The 16,213-nt window shown below is 57.2% G+C and carries 17 protein-coding genes and 1 tRNA gene; 7 read left to right on the forward strand and 11 right to left on the reverse strand.

Annotation, left to right across the window (positions count from 1 at the left end):
- Window positions 1-230 precede the first annotated feature (230 nt).
- Both VOI23_RS18320 and VOI23_RS18325 read left to right on the forward strand, forming a co-directional pair.
- Window positions 231-1,199 carry an ATP-binding protein gene (locus VOI23_RS18320; RefSeq protein ID WP_323786495.1) on the forward strand — a complete coding sequence of 323 codons (969 nt, stop codon included), beginning with the start codon at window positions 231-233 and terminating at the stop codon, window positions 1,197-1,199.
- An 8-nt stretch (window positions 1,200-1,207) separates the two neighbouring features.
- The gene (locus VOI23_RS18325; protein WP_323786496.1) at window positions 1,208-3,538 is read left to right on the forward strand and encodes a S8 family peptidase; all 2,331 of its coding nucleotides are present in this window, start codon (window positions 1,208-1,210) and stop codon (window positions 3,536-3,538) included.
- A gap of 194 nt (window positions 3,539-3,732) precedes the next feature.
- Here the strand turns inward: VOI23_RS18325 and queF are convergent, their stop codons facing one another.
- From queF to queC, 4 genes are read right to left on the reverse strand one after another with little or no spacing between them, the layout of a single operon-like run.
- Window positions 3,733-4,194 carry a preQ(1) synthase gene (gene queF, locus VOI23_RS18330; RefSeq protein ID WP_323786497.1) on the reverse strand — a complete coding sequence of 154 codons (462 nt, stop codon included), beginning with the start codon at window positions 4,192-4,194 and terminating at the stop codon, window positions 3,733-3,735.
- A gap of 19 nt (window positions 4,195-4,213) precedes the next feature.
- Window positions 4,214-4,924 (reverse strand): 7-carboxy-7-deazaguanine synthase QueE, encoded by a 711-nt coding sequence (queE, locus tag VOI23_RS18335; protein ID WP_323786498.1) that lies wholly within the window; start codon window positions 4,922-4,924, stop codon window positions 4,214-4,216.
- Window positions 4,921-5,274 carry a 6-pyruvoyl tetrahydropterin synthase family protein gene (locus tag VOI23_RS18340; protein WP_323786499.1) on the reverse strand — a complete coding sequence of 118 codons (354 nt, stop codon included), beginning with the start codon at window positions 5,272-5,274 and terminating at the stop codon, window positions 4,921-4,923. The genes queE and VOI23_RS18340 overlap by 4 nt, the downstream gene beginning before the upstream one ends.
- Window positions 5,274-5,975: a 7-cyano-7-deazaguanine synthase QueC gene (queC, locus tag VOI23_RS18345; RefSeq protein ID WP_323786500.1), complete on the reverse strand. Its 702-nt coding sequence runs from the start codon at window positions 5,973-5,975 to the stop codon at window positions 5,274-5,276. Before queC ends, VOI23_RS18340 begins: the two co-directional genes overlap by 1 nt.
- A gap of 334 nt (window positions 5,976-6,309) precedes the next feature.
- On the opposite strand from queC, the gene VOI23_RS18350 reads away from it, so the two are divergent.
- Entirely contained in the window at window positions 6,310-6,552 is a 243-nt protein-coding gene (locus VOI23_RS18350) for a hypothetical protein (protein ID WP_323786502.1), read from the forward strand.
- A gap of 1 nt (window position 6,553) precedes the next feature.
- On the opposite strand, the gene VOI23_RS18355 is transcribed toward VOI23_RS18350, so the two are convergent.
- The 7 genes from VOI23_RS18355 to VOI23_RS18385 form a co-directional block, all read right to left on the reverse strand.
- Window positions 6,554-7,612: a cupin domain-containing protein gene (locus tag VOI23_RS18355; protein ID WP_323786503.1), complete on the reverse strand. Its 1,059-nt coding sequence runs from the start codon at window positions 7,610-7,612 to the stop codon at window positions 6,554-6,556.
- A gap of 107 nt (window positions 7,613-7,719) precedes the next feature.
- Window positions 7,720-9,417 carry a hypothetical protein gene (locus tag VOI23_RS18360; protein WP_323786505.1) on the reverse strand — a complete coding sequence of 566 codons (1,698 nt, stop codon included), beginning with the start codon at window positions 9,415-9,417 and terminating at the stop codon, window positions 7,720-7,722.
- Window positions 9,414-9,800, reverse strand: coding sequence for a hypothetical protein (locus VOI23_RS18365; RefSeq protein WP_323786506.1), 387 nt, complete (start codon window positions 9,798-9,800; stop codon window positions 9,414-9,416). The genes VOI23_RS18360 and VOI23_RS18365 overlap by 4 nt, the downstream gene beginning before the upstream one ends.
- Before the next feature lie 5 nt (window positions 9,801-9,805).
- Window positions 9,806-10,012, reverse strand: a complete 207-nt coding sequence (locus VOI23_RS18370) for a MerR family transcriptional regulator (protein ID WP_323786507.1) — start codon at window positions 10,010-10,012, stop codon at window positions 9,806-9,808.
- A 45-nt stretch (window positions 10,013-10,057) separates the two neighbouring features.
- Entirely contained in the window at window positions 10,058-10,756 is a 699-nt protein-coding gene (locus VOI23_RS18375) for a hypothetical protein (RefSeq protein ID WP_323786508.1), read from the reverse strand.
- Window positions 10,756-11,943 (reverse strand): tyrosine-type recombinase/integrase, encoded by a 1,188-nt coding sequence (locus VOI23_RS18380; protein WP_323786536.1) that lies wholly within the window; start codon window positions 11,941-11,943, stop codon window positions 10,756-10,758. The genes VOI23_RS18375 and VOI23_RS18380 overlap by 1 nt, the downstream gene beginning before the upstream one ends.
- Before the next feature lie 151 nt (window positions 11,944-12,094).
- Window positions 12,095-12,184: transfer RNA gene (locus tag VOI23_RS18385), tRNA-Ser, on the reverse strand.
- Window positions 12,185-12,381: 197 nt separating this feature from the next.
- On the opposite strand from VOI23_RS18385, the gene VOI23_RS18390 reads away from it, so the two are divergent.
- From VOI23_RS18390 to VOI23_RS18405, 4 genes are read left to right on the forward strand one after another with little or no spacing between them, the layout of a single operon-like run.
- Window positions 12,382-13,269: an SPOR domain-containing protein gene (locus tag VOI23_RS18390; RefSeq protein WP_416376550.1), complete on the forward strand. Its 888-nt coding sequence runs from the start codon at window positions 12,382-12,384 to the stop codon at window positions 13,267-13,269.
- A gap of 22 nt (window positions 13,270-13,291) precedes the next feature.
- On the forward strand, window positions 13,292-14,458 hold the full coding sequence (locus tag VOI23_RS18395) for a D-alanyl-D-alanine carboxypeptidase family protein (RefSeq protein WP_323786510.1): 1,167 nt from the start codon (window positions 13,292-13,294) through the stop codon (window positions 14,456-14,458).
- A complete protein-coding gene (tmk, locus tag VOI23_RS18400; protein ID WP_323786511.1) occupies window positions 14,455-15,078 on the forward strand; it encodes a dTMP kinase in 624 nt (207 codons plus the stop codon). The genes VOI23_RS18395 and tmk overlap by 4 nt, the downstream gene beginning before the upstream one ends.
- 1 nt (window position 15,079) lies before the next feature.
- Entirely contained in the window at window positions 15,080-16,201 is a 1,122-nt protein-coding gene (locus VOI23_RS18405) for a DNA polymerase III subunit delta' (RefSeq protein WP_323786513.1), read from the forward strand.
- Window positions 16,202-16,213: the final 12 nt, after the last annotated feature.

The raw sequence follows: 16,213 nt of genomic DNA on the forward strand, positions 1-16,213 counted from the left end.
TGGCGGAAAGCAGTCTTTCGCTGCGGCAGCCAAAATCGTGAATCGGACCGAGAAACCCGGACGTTCGCAGTAAGGTCTCGAACTGTTTTGTCGCACCTCCAACCCATCCTGGCATCGTGCCATTTCCGCCCAGCGTCCTTCACATCAAGCGTCAAAATCGGTGGCGCTCGTCGCAATACTTCGCTACAGTTTCACGAAAAACAGGTGGTTGCATGGCTCGTGGAGAACTGATGAAGAAGCTGTTGTCGAGCTACGGGCGCGACGACGACTTCCGTGCTGTGGTTGAACAGATTATCGCCGAAGAAGAAAACAAGAATAACCGCGTTTTGGCAAAGTCGCTGCGCAAAACACTGGATGGTCTAACAACGCGCCCGCAGGCCAAGGGCCTTTCTCCGTTGTTGCCGTTCCCGGACGAGGCTGGAGATTTCATCCAGCGGATTGAACCAGTTCATACGCCCAACGACATCATCCTGACACACGAAAACATCGAGTTGTTCACCGGGCTTCTGGACGAATTCCGAAAGTCTGAAACGATCAAGCGACACGGGCTGCCGGTGCGGTCCAAGCTGTTGTTCTGTGGGCCGCCGGGAACGGGAAAAACACTGTGTGCAGAGGTCTTTGCAGGACAGCTCGGATTGCCTTTTTTCTACGTCAAACTTGATAGCCTGATTTCATCCTTTCTTGGCGAGACAGCCACCAATATTCGCAAAACCTTCGAGTTTGCGCGCCGTCAGCCGTGTGTTTTGTTCTTTGATGAATTTGACGCGATCGCCCGGTCGCGGGAAGAAGGCAATGATCACAGCGAGCTTCGCCGCGTGGTCAACAGCCTTCTGATCTTCATAGACCAGATCCAGCCGGGCGGCTTTCTGATTGCAGCAACCAACTTGGACGCTCATCTTGATCCCGCTATCTGGCGGCGCTTTGATGAAGTTGTCTGGTTCGATCATCCCGATGAAGCAATGGTGCGCAGATACCTTGCCAATGCGCTGAAAAATACCGAGACGGAATTCGAAGCAGAGGATTTTGTTCAGAGCCTTGCGGATTATTCCTATGCCGAGCTCGAAAAAATCTGCAACCAAGCCAAGAAAATTTCTCTTCTTGATCGCCGAAAAAGCATTTCCAAGAAAGACTTTCGCGATGCCATCCGTTACGCTGAACGCCGCAGGATGCGACTAAGAAAATTTTCGAACAACCAGTGAGGCCCTAGTTGGCGCAATATGATCATCTGCAACTAATCAGAGCGAAGGAACCTTTTGCCCGCAGAAAAGACGGCAGGCCTCCTCCGGTACCGAAGCCGGGAAAAGGTCATGGCGGGCAGATACGGCGCGAAACCGATGATGCCGTCGCGCGACAACGCGCCATTCGTCCCCCTCAAATTGTCGATCCATCCCTGATCCTGAAGGTCCATATGCACGGACTTGCCATGGAAGGCGACTGGGAACAGCTTGGGCTGACCCTGTTAAATACAGATGATGACAACAATATCATTCTGTTTTCCTCCACTGATGAATTGACCGATTTTCGCAGTCGGCTCGATGCCTATGAAGGGCCAACACCTGCCGGTCAAAAACATCCGAGCTACTCCGGCTTCATCAACCGCATAGGCAGTGTAAGCACATTGGAGCCGTGCGATCGGCTCGGTGTCAGGATCAAAGAAGCCGGCTTTGCTGAGGTCTCTGATTTTCAAGACGGGCAAGAGTACGTGCTCGATATCGAACTTTGGGAATTTGGATCACAGGCGGCGCGGCGCAGGAAAGCAGAAGAAATCATCGCATTTGTCGAGGAGCGGGGCGGTGAGGTGTATGACCACTATTCCGGGCCCTCGATCACGATGATCCGCGTCAATGCTCCCGGGCAGGCAATCAGGCCGGTCCTCTCAGTGCCTGAAGTAGCGTTCATTGACCTCCCGCCCGAACCGGATATCGAGGCCAATCAGATCGTGCAGTTTGCACTGGATGATGTGCCGCCTGTCGCGCCGCTCGATCCCGATCTTCCACTCGTTGCGGTGCTGGATACGGGTGTCAACGATCATCCGTTTCTGGCGGATGCGATTGTCGCGCGGGAGGCATTTCCGAATGAGCTCGGGGAGTCAGATGTTGCCGGGCACGGTACGGCTGTTGCCGGTGTTGCAGCGCTTGGTGATGTAAGGGCTCAGCTCGCCGGAGCGTCTCTACAACGTGTGGCGAGGATAATTTCTGCGAAGGTGGTTACGGACGACCGCAAGTTTTTTGATCGCCGAACGCTCCCGACCCAGATGAGGCAAACGATCCAGAACCTGCATGCGAACTATGGCTGCCGGATTTTTGTTATTTCTCTGGGAGATACGAAGGCGAACTTTGAGCAGGGGCGTGTCGGCCCTTGGGCCATGACACTCGATGAGCTGGCGCGTGAGCTGAACATCCTGATCTTTGTATCAGCGGGAAATCGGTCTCCTCGTGGTGGCACGTCGGTTGAACAAGGCGTGACCCAATATCCGGACTATCTGCTCGAAGTCGCGAACCGGGTATGTGAACCCGCTGGGGGCGCGAACATCGTGACGGTTGGTGCATTGGCACATTCCAACGGCATTGGTCCACAGCATGAGTTTGATGCGCATATTCAGCCCATTGCCGAGCAAGACGAACCTGCGCCTTTCACACGCACCGGACCAGGTGCCGGAGGTCTGACCAAACCGGATTTCGTCGACTATGGCGGGACAATGGTTTTCGACGCCGTGGCGCGGCGTTTGCAGACAGCCCCGCATCTGCCAACGGCAGGTCTTATTACAACAAATCATGATTTCTTACGACAGTTACTTACCAGCAAAAGCGGCACCTCCTTCGCCGCGCCGATGTTAGCGAACAGAGCTGCGCAGTTGGTCAGGCGCTTTCCTGATGTTTCAGCCAATCTGATCAAGGCACTTTTGGCGAACTCGGCGACTGTTCCAGAGGCTTCCACTCAGCGGCTGGCGGGTTTTTATGCGCGCGACCAGTCCAGAGTCCACGGAAATGGCCTTGTGGATACCTCACGCGCAGCGTTCTCGGACGATCACAGGGTCGTCTACTTTGCCGAAGATAATCTGGAGATGGACCATTTCGCAGTCTATCGGGTACCGATACCGGCTGAGTTCCAGACGGGTGGGAAACGAACTATTCGAGTTTCTCTGGCATATGATCCACCGGTGAAAAGAACCCGCGCCGAGTATACCGGTACGCGCATGAATTTCCGCCTCATTCGGGGATGCCCGGTCGATCACGTTTTCGAACGCTTTCGCTCGCGTGTGGGGGAGGGGACCGTTCCACCGGAGATGGCAAAAAAATACGATTGTGAATTGGTGCCCAAGAAGAACGCTCGTGACAAAAATACAATCCAGAGTGCCGCAATCTCGTTTACCGCCGACACAACCCAATATGGCGAAGAGTATCATCTGGTAGTGCGTTGCGTAGGTGGCTGGGCTATGGACCAGGAGATCCGACAAAACTTCGCGCTGGTTGTCGAGCTGGAGCACCAAGCTCAGGTGCAGCTCTATGCAAGGCTAAGGCCAAGATTGCGGACCTAAAAACCCCAATTTTCCTCCGGATTGCTGCGCGTCAATCCCTAGTCTGCAGCCTAACGAACGTCAGCTTCGTGATAGCTGCGCTGCAGCGAAATTCGCGCTCACCGAACGACCGGTTTGGGCCGGAAACGACACCAGTGGAGTCGAGCGGACACGGAAGGCCGATCGTGCCGCCGCATGACTGCTTTGAGCCCAAGCTACCCTCTGCCGCGATAGGGGGGCACGCCTTGGTCTGGGATCCACACACCTTCTGGCATGGGCCCGGTTTGCCAAAAAACATCGATCGGGATTCCGCCGCGCGGATACCAGTAACCACCGATCCGCAGCCATTGCGGATTCAGAAGATCGACCAAACGCCGCGCAATCGAGATGGTACAATCTTCGTGGAATGCGCCGTGGTTGCGAAATGACCCCAGAAAAAGTTTGAGCGATTTGGACTCGACGAGAAACTCGCCCGGTACATAATCAATGACCAAATGTGCGAAATCGGGCTGGCTCGTCATGGGGCATAGCGATGTAAACTCGGGAGCGGTAAAGCGTACGCAATAGGCCACGTCGGCTTGCGGGTTTGACACCCGTTCCAGAACCGCCTCTTCGGGGGAGGACGGCAAATCGGTCTGGCCGCCCAGCTGTTTCAAGTCACTGTAAATCGTTTCCACTCTAGTCTCCTTGAACGGGTCAGACCCCGCGCTTGTTTCCCCAAAGCAGGACATGCAATTGCGGCAAGACCCGCGGTGCAAACCAGCTATCTTGAATTGTCTTTTCGACCAGCCACAGCAGTTTATCGGCCAGTATTTGCGGATCGACTGCGACGGCAGGATCGACCTTGAGGTTTCCGGGCTGAAGGTAGAGCGGCAAGTCAGGGTATTTCTCAGCTGCTGCGCGTGCCCAAGCATAGTCCGCATCGTCGAAGATCACGATTTTCATAACGATCTTGCCTGCACCTTTTGCGACCAGCAGGCAGGTATCAAAGGCCGCCCAATCGACGTTTTCTGTGCTGGAGGGCGGCTTGGGGCTTAGTACCAGAGTGTCGAGGTCGCCGAACCAAGACTTTGCAATCGACCCTTGGGTTTCGCATGCAAAGCGGTAGCCCTGCGCGTGGCCAAGCGCAATCAGTTGCGTGAAATCCTGGATGGCCGGGTTGCCGCCGGACAAAGACACCGTCAACGGATTGCCCTTGGACAGGCGCTGGACTTCTGTCCAAACGGCATCCGTGGACATTGCAACCCAAGTGTGGCGATGGGCCGTATCGACGGCATGCAGGCTATCGCACCATGCGCAGCGATAATCACAGCCACCGGTGCGCACAAAGACGGTGGGCTCTCCAATCAGCGCCCCTTCGCCTTGGATCGTCGGCCCGAATATTTCAGCAATACGCAATTGGCTCATGGCCGGTATTCCGCCCATGTCTTGGGCGTTTCGCTGACTTTAACGGCGCTGGTTTCAGGCCAGCGCGCGACACACCATTCATAGAAATGCCGCGCCATATTTTCGCCGGTCGAGGCCTCGCACATGACGTCATTGAGATGGCGATGGTCGAACGTGTCGTCGATATAAGTCTTAAGCAGTTTTAGCTCGCCGTAGTCGCGTACAAATCCGTCAGGATCTAATGAGGCCGATGCTAATTCAACAACGACGACATAGTTGTGACCGTGCAGCCTTGCGCATTGATGGTCGTCGGGCAGGTAAGAGAGTTGGTGCGAGGCCGAAAAGTGGAATTCTTTTGTAATCCGATACATCAGCCACGGTCCTTTCTTGCGATTGCAGCGATCCAATAATCCGGATCTGCGTATGTTGTGGGATCGGCAACATTTGCCAAATGAAAGGCTTCGCGCCGCTCGACACAGGTGCCGCAACACCCGCAATGAGTCTTGCCACCTTTGTAACAGGACCACGTTTCTGCGAAGGGCGTGTTATAGCGCGCGCCATCCGTGACGATGTCAGCTTTGGTCCGATGCACGAAAGGCGTGTAGAGCGACACATCTGCATAGCCATCCAGCGCCGCCTTTTGCATAGCTTCGAACGCCTGCGTAAAGGCGGGACGGCAGTCGGGATAGATAAAATGGTCGCCGCCATGGACTGCGGCTGCCACGGCCCGGTCGCCCTGTGCCGCCGCCACACCAAAGGCCACGGCCAGCATGATGGCGTTGCGGTTTGGCACGACGGTGATGCGCATGCTTTCTTCGGCATAATGCCCGTCGGGGACGTCGATATCATCGGTCAAAGCCGATCCTGTCAGTGCCGCACCGATACCGCGCAGATCGATAATGTCATGAGGTACATCCAGCCGCTTTGCACACAGGGTTGCGTAGTCCAGTTCCTTGCGGTGACGTTGTCCATAGTCGAAAGACACAAGGCGGGTCAGCTGTCGTTCTTGCGCAACCATGTGCGCGAGTGAAACAGAATCGAGCCCGCCGGAGCAGATGACGATAGTCTTCATTTTATGACCCTTGTTTTGTTATCCGGGTAGGCTGCGACCGGAAAATCGTCTGTACATCCTTTCTGATAGGAGGCCAAGGTGCAGACCGCGCAACAGTAATGTTTTCTCCCGTTTCAGGTTCAGTGCGGCAAGCCGATCTAAATTAAAATAGAAACCGAAAGACGCGCGCGGGCATGCAGCGATGATCGAAGCGCTGAAACTGAAGTTGATCTTTCTAACGGCAGCTTCGTCCCGCACACCGGCCCTTTGACCCAGCTTTGATCACGCACCTGCGGCGAAAGTCCGGTTCGGTGAAGCTGCATTGCAGTAAGGGATGACCCGATGAACGGCAGCAATGGGCCGGAAGCACCATTCAGCCCCGCTCGGTGACCTCGCCTTTTCAAAGGCGGTACCCAGCGCATTGCTGCCTTTGGCACATGCTGCAGCGAAGGGCGGCTTCAAGCCCTTTGTGGAAGATTCTGCAAGTTGTTTAAACGGCTGCTATGTCCGCGTCACCTTTGACCGCCTTTTGGATGCCGATGGCAAAGAATACGTGGCGCATAATGCTTCCGTCCCTGTCGGTGCTTCCGTTCAATAGTTCAAACGATCGCCAGTTCCCCCACGCGATGCTTATCGATAGCGGTGCCGGTGTTCACGCCTGTGGCAGGCGCCAGCAGAACCACCTCGCAGGTTTCTGTGAGCGCGACGGGGCAATGCTCGACGCCATGCGGGACGACGATAAACTCGCCTGCTTCGATCACCTCCTCACGGTCACGGAACCGCATCAGAAGTCGCCCGTCATGGACAAGAAAAAGCTCATCGTCATGTTCGTGGAAATGCCAGGTGGAGGCTCCTTCAAGTTTCGCGAGCTTGATTTGCATGTTGTTCACCTGACCGGCGACACGCGGCGACCAGGTTTCCGAAAGCGTAGTAAAGGCCGCATCGAGCCCTTTCTTTCCAAAGGGCGACAGATGCCCGTTGAGATTGGCAACATCCCGAAGAATAGCGGTGAGTTGGGCTTCCAGTCCTCTGCCGTCGGCCGGGTATTCCTCGTCCAGCGCAGCCGTGCCGATGGTGAATCCGGCCGCTCCGGCCCCGTGAACGGCGGCGATGCGATCCTTATCCGCGATGGAGCCCGCGACGATAACAGGCTTGCCTGCGGCGTCGCAGACTGCCTCGATCAACTCAGGCACGTTCTGATCCGGTGAACGATAGGCGAGTAGATCAAGGCCATGCACGCCATTCCGGGAGGCAAGATCCCGTGCGTTCGCTACGATCTCCTCGATGGTGCCTTCCAGCACACTCGGATGCCCGGTGATTTTTCCAGGGAAGGGGTAATATTCGAGCCCGCTGCCCGCCAGCACCGGCAGAACATCATCGACACGCGTGCCGCCGAGAAGGATATCCATACCTATCTCGACCGCCGCGCGTGCCGATGCAACTTCGCTATCCCGATCGAGCGAGACGACTTCGAGATAGGACGTAGCCCCCTTGGCCTGAATCGCCTTGTTCAGCGCTTTCAACTCCTCGACCGGCAGACCGACATCCTTGAATCCGATGTGGCGCACGCCCAGTGACAGCGCCGTTTCCAGGTGCGTCATGGCATCGGTGACAGTCTTGTCGTTGCGGGTGAGCATGAAAATGAAACGCAACCCCATCAGGCGGCCTCCTCTGAGTTGTTGCGTATCGTAGCAAGCTTGAGCGCGTTGTCGATGGCCACGGACAAGCTGATCGCATCAGCGATGCCCTGACTGGCAATGTCGAACTATTCGATGAGGTCGTCGTCACCATCAGCGTAAGTTTCTTTACAAATTGCCTTACGCTTCTTTGCTTTCTGACGCTCTCGGTGTTCATCCACTAAGTCCTCGCCCCGCTCATACTCCGCCGTCCCTGGCATGAAATCTCGCAGCAAGTAGCCCAGCATCAGTTCTTTATCGTCGATCCCGATCCCGATCTCGCTCTCATTTTCGCCCGCTTGATCAAACCGCTCAAAAATCTCGACCAAACGCTCCTCGAACAGATTTTTATAAGAGCGAAGGTTTTTCTTGTATTGGTCGGTCACTTCCTCACTTTCATGCCCCATGTTCATAGACCAGGCTTTGTGCTCATCGGGCGTCTTGCAGACCTCCAAGCTAAGGCAGCCAATACAGTGCTTCGCTGCATGCGGCGTGATCTGTTTCTCCAGCGGCTTCGAGGCGACCTCAAATGCTTGAGAGATTGCATGCGTTGATGCCATAACGGGGACGCTCCTGCCCTGAACAGAAGACCCACGCACTGCGAGGAAACGCTCCTCGGGGAACATCGCATCCTCGCCAGAGAACCCAAGGCCGAGCAACTCCCCCTTCCAATCACACACGACCTTGGCAAATATCTCGGGTAGCGGGAAGAATTTGACCCGCAGGCTTTTACCGTTTTTCGTGCGGGAGGATTTTGCGTCCTGCACGACAACCCGGGCCGACCGATCAAGATGTTTGACCCGCAAGGAAGTGACAGTATCGGCCCGCAAAGCCGCCAGGAACGCGATGGCCACCATAGCACGATCCCGACGCTCTTTCAGGGTCCAAGCAGGCATTCCTTCGATCATCTCAACAGCCTCCGATACAGACGGGATGTCGCGCTCCCGTTCGCTCAAAACCGCAGCATCGAACTTCTTGGGTAGGGCAAGATAACCAGGCAGAGACTTGTTGAGGCCCTGGTATCCCTTTTGCTCAATCAGCCACTCCAGAAACGACTTGAGATGAGACGCGCGATGGCGAACGGTTGAGATGCTGAGGGGCTTGTCATTGATCACCTCAACGCTCGCTTTGAGAGTGTCGCGGAAGCCGACGACATCCTCCTTGCTGAGCTTCGAAAAGGCCTTTCCACCGCAAAAATCCTCAAACAACCGGATAGTCGCCAGCTTGGCCGAGATGGTTTTCTGATCCCAGCAACCTGCGAACTGAAGCCACTCATGCAGGATGCGGTCATTCACTTTGTTCAGGACCTGAGAGTCAGTATGGCGCTCCTTCCCAATACCAACTAGGATTTGCTCGTTTCCTTCGTCTAACGAGGCCAAGCTCGTATTGGTATCGACGCAGTTCATTATCCTGTCGTGATCCGTCTCAGTCACTCGCTTCGAAAGCGCACCACCGCAGTCAGGACACAAGCCCCAGATGCTGAATTTTCCATCCTTCGAACAGACTTGGCTGAGGGATTGGGGATCCGGAAACACCCGCCCTTTGCAGGAGAAGCATTTGAACTGACCAAGACGCAATTTGACATTGCTCTCTGCACGCCGGTGCTCATGGAAACGCTTCACTTCAGCGCCATTGAACATGTAGGGAACGCCGTTGTCGGATCTCCGCAAGCCGTCCTTCACCCAGTTCGACACCGTGTTGGGGGATACTCTGTAGAGCTTGGAAAGGCCTTCCGTCGTGTATACCCAATCCTTCTTCGGACGGATGTTCTTGTAGGAGCGGCTCATTTGGCTGCTCCCTTGCCTACCCTAGCACCAGAGACGCCTGCTTGGCCCTTGGCTTTGCTCACGCTACGCTTGGCGGCATGGCGTTCAAACGTACGGAGTTGCTCCTCACTCCAGCGGCTCGTCCCGGCGGAAAGCTTGATCGGCTCAGGGAAGTTAGGATCGTTTTTCACCCAGCGCCACACCGTCGCCTTTCCAACACGATAGCGCTGTGCAACCTCATCCACGGTCAGGAACTTGGACGCCGCGTCAGTGACGTCAGGACGTTTCTTGCGCGCGGGCTTACGCTTCTGGAGCTTAGCGACTTGCGGCGGCGGATCCGCCTGCTGGGCTTCGCCAAACATGTCCCGAACAGCGCCCTGCGGATCAATTTTGGAGCGGCCCATCGTCGTTACCCCAGCTTCTCGGGATCAACGCGGTTGGCCGCCAACCAGGCGTTCAGATCAGAACCGCGATAGATGATCTTGCGACCCAGACGGTAGAAGGCCGGGCCTTTCATCTTATGGCGCCACTGCGCCAGTTTCTGACGATCACCGATGATGTCGAGTTCAGGATCGCCAAGCAGGTAGCTGCGATCATCTTCGAAGAGTTTGGGCATCTTTGAAGTTCTTTCCACTGCGTTGAATTTGCAGTGGTCAGATGCTCAGCCGCTCACGTAGAAAGGCAGTCCCCGATTTTGAAATCGGGGACCGTAAATACTTGATTCATATACAAAAGAAATTTGCTCTTCTGGCGACACATAGGGGGTGGAAGTACCCTTCGGGCACATTTGTGAAAGCCTGCGGCGAAAATGCTCAGCCATAAGAAGCACCTCGGCCGGAGACGCGGACAGATCCTCACAAAAGTCCATTGCCATCCCCAGATGAACCACGCCGCGATAACAGCCCCAGCTCTTTCGAACCGTATCCTTGTCTTTCGCACCCCTGATATTGTGCTCCTTGCTGACCTCGGTGAGCTGGTACAGGATCCCGCTATCCGTCTGAACGCCTTCAAATTTTCCATCTTCGATCGACAGACCGATCATCTTTCCGACATGCTCGGCAACGTTCAGCCTGCGTTCGGTCCTGTCTTCATATCGCCTCGAGACCCGCGAGAACTCGTAAATGCCGTCTTCACGCTCACCGGCTGTCTTCGCCACCCATTCCACGAGTTCCCGGTTTGCCGGGTCTTCTTGCCACCCCGAAGACCTGCCTTCCGACAAGCTCTTCAACCGTGCCGCAATCACCTCATGCTTAACGCTGCGGATCGCCGTCAGCCTATCCTCGAGGGTCTCAGCACTCAGGGCGATGCGAAAGAGTTCCAGAAAAAACAGCTCCTGTTCGTTGATCGACACCCTGTGCATTACTCGGTCTCCACCGCACGACCGGATGCAACGTATTGAGACCAATCGCTCATCAATGCACGGCGCTTTTCCAGAAGGTCGGAGCGGGCATAGGCCCGTTCCACGTCATTGCCCACTGCATGGGCCAGGCTTTTCTCGGCCACCTCGCGCGGCACGTTTGCGACCTCCGCCGCCCAATCCCGAAACGTCGATCTAAACCCATGCACGGTCAAACCTTCTGCATTCATGCGGCGCAACAACATCAGCATCGCCATGTTGGACAAAGGTCGATGCCGTTTCTGGCCTTCGAACACATATTCCGACCGCATCGCCTTCAGCGGCTCAATGATCGAAAGCATCTCCTCCGTAAGCGGTACCCGGTGCTCTTCCCCAGTCTTCATGCGGTTAGCGGGACAGACCCATAGCTGGTTATCGAAATCAATCTCCTCCCAGCGCATCCCCAGCACTTCGCCAGTGCGTGATCCGGACAGGCAGGTGAACATCAAAGCTTTCGCGGCCATCGCCTTACGCCCGCGAAGATCGGCATAGAAGGAAGGCACGTCCTGCCAACGCATCGCCTTGTGGTGCTTTGGCTTGGCCTTGACCCTGGGCAGGGCATGTGAGTCCTTGACCACGGTGACGGGGTTTTCCCCAGAACGAAACCCCTTGGAGCGCGCCACATCCAGAACGATCTTGATCCGCTGGGCCAATCGCCTGGCGGTTTCGTGTTTCTCAGTCCAGATCGGTGCAAGACACATCATGACCTCAGGCTGACCAATGCTGTCGATCGGCATGCGCCCGATCTTGGGGAAAGCGTAGTCGCGCAGAGTGTTGATCCACTGCCGCCCATGTTTGGCATTCTTCCAGGTGGGCATGCGGTCGATATGCACCTGCTGAGCGACCTCCTCGAAGGTCGGCACCTCCCGTTGCGCATTGAACCGTGGGTTCAGACCTTGTTTTGCCATGCGCCGGTATTCGAGCGCACGCTCACGTGCCTGATTAAGGGTCACAAGATCTGCGCTGCCCAAACCAAAATCTGTTCGCAGCGGACCACCCTTTTTATTCTTCTGGCCTTTGACCACCACACGCACAATCCAGCGCCGCGCCCCGGATGGATCGACAACAAGATACAAGCCGTTGCCGTCCCCATGGCGTCCAGCGCCGAGATTCTCCACCAGCTTCTTGGTCAGCTTGCCAGAAAGGGCCATCGCATTCACACCACATTTCATACCACTCAAGGAACGAAAATAGATCAAACCGAAAGAAACTCAACAAAAAGCTACACGCGGAATAATTACAATAAAAACAAAGAAAAAGGTCACTCAAAGCGGCCCATTCAAATTTAACAAAATTGGATTATGGCGGAGGAGGTGGGATTCGAACCCACGGTAGACTTTCACCTACGTCGGTTTTCAAGACCGGTGCATTCAACCACTCTGCCACTCCTCCGACCAGACCGATGTAAACAGGTCGTATTGATTCTTAAAGTCTTCTTGGAAGGGAAAATCCGCCGACCGGGTTCCATTTGCTTTCCTTGTGGCGCAGTTGCGGTTAAGCTTCGCTCGAGGTATGCGCCGCCGACCAGGAAGTCAGACCGGAAAACCGGCAAATGGTCGCCCGGCGCGGGAAAAAGGCGAGAGACGGATATGGTCTTGATGACTGATCGAGAATTGAATTTCACCCGTCTGAAACAGGGACTTGTCATTGCCGGTCTGGCCATTGGACTGAGCGGCTGTGAAGACGGTGCGAATTTCAACCTGTTTCAGAAAAAACCCCAGGCCGAAGCCGATGTGGCCCCTGCCCGGTCGGTCAAGCTGATCGAGCGCGATATCGAAGCGCCGGAGGTGTTTCAGAAATCCGAAGCCGGGCTCTGGGACGGGCGGCCGTCGCTGGGTGGCGTTTGGGTGGCGCATCCCGATGTGACAGATCCCGAACGGGTGATCATCCGCAACGACGCCAACGGCAAATTCGTCATCGGCGCGCTGTTCCGGCGCGAACGGGAAATTCCCGGGCCGCGATTCCAGGTGTCGTCGGATGCCGCTGCCGCCTTGAACATGCTGGCGGGCAAACCGGTGGAACTGAGCGTGACCGCACTGCGCCGCGAAGAAGTCGCCGAAGAACCGCCGGTTCCGGCCCCTGAAATCGCCCCCGAAGCCATGGCCGCGCCTGCCGAAATCGAATCCAAGCCGCTGGACCCGGTCAGCGCCGCCAGTGCTGCCATCGCAAAGGCCGAAGCCGCCGAGCCGGCAGCAACACCCGCAGCGGCGCCAAAACCGGCGCCCAAGCCGAAAGCGTCAACCCTGTCCAAGCCGTATTTGCAGATCGGTATCTTCTCGGTCGAAGCCAATGCCAAAAACGCCGCGGCGACAATGAAACGCGCTGGCATGATTCCGACGATCAAGGAATCCAGCCTGAAAGGCAAAACCTATTGGCGGGTATTGGTCGGACCGGCGACATCGGCATCCGAACGCGGTGCGCTGCTGGAACAGATCAAGAAGAGCGGTTTCACCGACGCTTACGCCGTCAGCAACTGATCCAACTGGAAAGAGGACCCGGATGTTTGGCCTGATCCGAACTGTTTTGATCGCATGTATGGCAGTGCTGATGCTGTCGCTGCCGGTGGCGGCGTTCAGTACCAATGCAAGATCTGCCTTTGTGGTGGATCTCAGTACCGGCACAGTTCTGTTGAACAAGGATGCCGATACCCCGCTGCCGCCGGCATCAATGTCCAAGCTGATGACGCTTTACGTTGCGTTCGAAGCCTTGGGCGATGGCCGGCTGACGCTGGATGAAAAGCTGCCGGTGTCGCAACATGCGATGAGCTATGGCGGATCGACCATGTTTCTGGACACCACCGACCGGGTGCGGGTCGAAGACCTGTTGCGCGGCATCATCGTGCTGTCGGGCAATGATGCCTGCGTGGTGATTGCAGAGGCGCTGTCGCCGGACGGGACCGAAGCCGGATTTGCCCGTTACCTGACCCAGCGGGCACAGAAACTGGGGATGACCAATTCGACCTTTGCCAATGCCAATGGCTGGCCCGCCGCCGGTCATCGCATGTCGACCCGCGATCTGGCGCTGCTGGCAACCCACTTGATTCAGGATTTCCCGCAGTATTATTCCCTGTTTTCCGAACGCGAATTCGCCTTTGACGGCCGAGCGCCGCAGAATGTGCACAATCGCAATCCGCTGCTGGGTCTGGGAATCGGGGCCGACGGAATGAAGACCGGCCATACCTCGGAAGCCGGATACGGTCTGGTCGGATCTGCGAAACAAGGCGACCGCCGCATTGTTTTCGTGATTTCAGGGCTCGACAGCGCCAAGGCGCGGGCCGAGGAATCCGAGTCTATCGTCAACTGGGCCTTTCGCCAATTTACTCTCCGCCCGATCGCCAAAGCCGGAACCGTGATCGCCGAAGCCGATGTCTGGATGGGGCGCGAATCCAGTGTCGGGCTGACCGCGTCCGAGGATCTGAACGCGCTGCTGCCGGTGCTGAGCGGCGACGCCATCGGGGCCGAAGTGGTTTACAATAGCCCGATTGAAGCCCCCATCGCCAAGGGTCAGGAAATCGCCAAGCTGATCCTGAAACCCGAAGGGTTGGATGAAACCGCATTTCCGTTGGTAGCCGACCGCAATATCGCTGCGGGCGGATTCCTCACCCGGATAAAAACGGCGGCGATCACGCTGCTGCACCGGTTGCAAGAAGGACCCGAGGGCACTTGAGCGGGACCGGAACCTTTATCAGTTTCGAAGGCATTGACGGGTCCGGGAAATCCACTCAGGCCCGCCTGCTGGCTGACGCATTGCGCGCCAAGGGCCGTGACGTGGTATTGACCCGCGAACCTGGCGGGTCCCCGGGGGCCGAGGAAATCCGCGCATTGGTGCTGCAGGGCGATCCCGACCGCTGGTCGGCGGAAACCGAGATTTTGCTGTTCACTGCGGCGCGGCGCGATCACCTCGAACGTACCATTCAACCCGCTCTCGATGCGGGCAAGATCGTCATCTGTGACCGCTTTGCCGACAGCACCCGGATGTATCAGGGGCTCAGTCGCGGCGATCTGCGCGCGGTGGTGGATCAGTTGCACGCGCTGATGATCGGGCGCGAACCCGACGTGACCGTGCTGATCGACATGGACCCGGCCACCGGGCTGGACCGGGCATTGTCGCGTCAGGGCAAGGATGTGCGGTTCGAAGCCTTCGGCGCCGATTTGCAGGAAAAGATGCGCGCCGGTTTCCTTGCCTTGGCACAGGAATTCCCCGATCGTTTCCTCACCATCGACGGCGCCCGCGCAATCGACGCCGTCGCGGCAGATGTACAGCAACAGGTCGAGGCGCGGCTTTGACATGGCCGATGAACAGCTTCCAGATCCCGACCGTATCGAAGGCGCGCCGCACCCGCGCGAAACCAGCGTGCTGTACGGTCAGAAACGGGCGGAAAATGCGTTTCTCGATGCCTATAATTCAGGCCGCTTGCATCACGGCTGGCTGATCACCGGCCCCAAGGGCGTCGGCAAGGCCACGCTGGCCTGGCATATCGCGCGGTTCCTGCTGACCACACCCCCCGATACCGGTGACAGCCTGTTTGGTGCCCCGCCCAAGCCCGTCAGCCTGGCGATCCCGGCCGATCATCCGATCGAGCACCGGATACAGGCGCGGTCCGAACCGGGGCTGTTCCTGCTGCGACGCGGACCGACCGACAAGGGCGACAGGCTGGCCAGTGAAATTCTGGTTGGCGAGGTGCGTAAACTGAAAAATTTCTTCGGCCTCAGTGCAGCCGATGGCGGCCGCCGGGTGGTGATCGTGGACGCCGCCGATGAAATGAACGTCTCGGCCGCCAATGCGCTGCTCAAGGTTCTGGAAGAACCGCCCGCAAACACCACGCTGCTGCTGGTCTGCCATCAGCCCTCAAGGCTGCTGCCGACAATCCGGTCGCGCTGCCGGGAATTGCGGCTGTCCCCGCTGCAGCCCGAAGATATGGCCTTGGCGCTGGAACAGGCCGGAGCGCAGGACATTGCCGACCCCAGGGCGCTGGCCGAACTGTCCGCCGGATCGGTGGGCGAAGCCGTGCGCCTGCTCAACCTCAAGGGATTGGACATCTACCGCGAACTCATCGGTCTTTATGACAGCCTGCCCCGGCTCGACCGGGGCCGCGCGTTGCAGCTTGCCCAGACAGCGACGGCGCGCGGGGCGGAAACGCGGCTGGACCTGCTGTTCAGCCTGAACGATCTAATAATGGCGCGGCTGGCCCGTACGGGTGCGATCGGTGCGCCCCCCGCCACCGAGGCGGTGCAAGGAGAAGCGGCGCTGCTGCAACGGCTGGCCCCCAATCCGCAAAAAGGCCGGGCATGGGCCGATCTGGCGCAGGAGATCGGGTCACGAACCCGGCATGGGCGGGCGGTCAACCTTGACCCTGCCGCGCTCATCCTAGATACGGTTTTCAAGATTCAAAAAACCGCTGCCGCGTGACCTTGCCCGAGA

Origin of the sequence: Thalassovita sp., assembly GCF_034670005.1 — a bacterium.
In the GTDB taxonomy this organism is placed as follows: domain Bacteria; phylum Pseudomonadota; class Alphaproteobacteria; order Rhodobacterales; family Rhodobacteraceae; genus Thalassobius.

What these genes read in the sequence shown, in the direction of transcription:
- VOI23_RS18360 (WP_323786505.1), bottom strand. Translation starts at nt 9,417, where the DNA reads ATGAGCCGCTCCTACAAGAACATCCGTCCGAAGAAGGATTGGGTATAC.
- VOI23_RS18375 (WP_323786508.1), bottom strand. Translation starts at nt 10,756, where the DNA reads ATGCACAGGGTGTCGATCAACGAACAGGAGCTGTTTTTTCTGGAACTC.
- VOI23_RS18380 (WP_323786536.1), bottom strand. Translation starts at nt 11,943, where the DNA reads ATGGCCCTTTCTGGCAAGCTGACCAAGAAGCTGGTGGAGAATCTCGGC.
- VOI23_RS18355 (WP_323786503.1), bottom strand. Translation starts at nt 7,612, where the DNA reads ATGGGGTTGCGTTTCATTTTCATGCTCACCCGCAACGACAAGACTGTC.
- queC (WP_323786500.1), bottom strand. Translation starts at nt 5,975, where the DNA reads ATGAAGACTATCGTCATCTGCTCCGGCGGGCTCGATTCTGTTTCACTC.
- VOI23_RS18365 (WP_323786506.1), bottom strand. Translation starts at nt 9,800, where the DNA reads ATGGGCCGCTCCAAAATTGATCCGCAGGGCGCTGTTCGGGACATGTTT.
- VOI23_RS18350 (WP_323786502.1), top strand. Translation starts at nt 6,310, where the DNA reads ATGGGCCGGAAGCACCATTCAGCCCCGCTCGGTGACCTCGCCTTTTCA.
- VOI23_RS18390 (WP_416376550.1), top strand. Translation starts at nt 12,382, where the DNA reads ATGGTCTTGATGACTGATCGAGAATTGAATTTCACCCGTCTGAAACAG.
- VOI23_RS18395 (WP_323786510.1), top strand. Translation starts at nt 13,292, where the DNA reads ATGTTTGGCCTGATCCGAACTGTTTTGATCGCATGTATGGCAGTGCTG.
- VOI23_RS18405 (WP_323786513.1), top strand. Translation starts at nt 15,080, where the DNA reads ATGGCCGATGAACAGCTTCCAGATCCCGACCGTATCGAAGGCGCGCCG.
- queE (WP_323786498.1), bottom strand. Translation starts at nt 4,924, where the DNA reads ATGAGCCAATTGCGTATTGCTGAAATATTCGGGCCGACGATCCAAGGC.
- VOI23_RS18340 (WP_323786499.1), bottom strand. Translation starts at nt 5,274, where the DNA reads ATGTATCGGATTACAAAAGAATTCCACTTTTCGGCCTCGCACCAACTC.
- VOI23_RS18320 (WP_323786495.1), top strand. Translation starts at nt 231, where the DNA reads ATGAAGAAGCTGTTGTCGAGCTACGGGCGCGACGACGACTTCCGTGCT.
- VOI23_RS18370 (WP_323786507.1), bottom strand. Translation starts at nt 10,012, where the DNA reads ATGCCCAAACTCTTCGAAGATGATCGCAGCTACCTGCTTGGCGATCCT.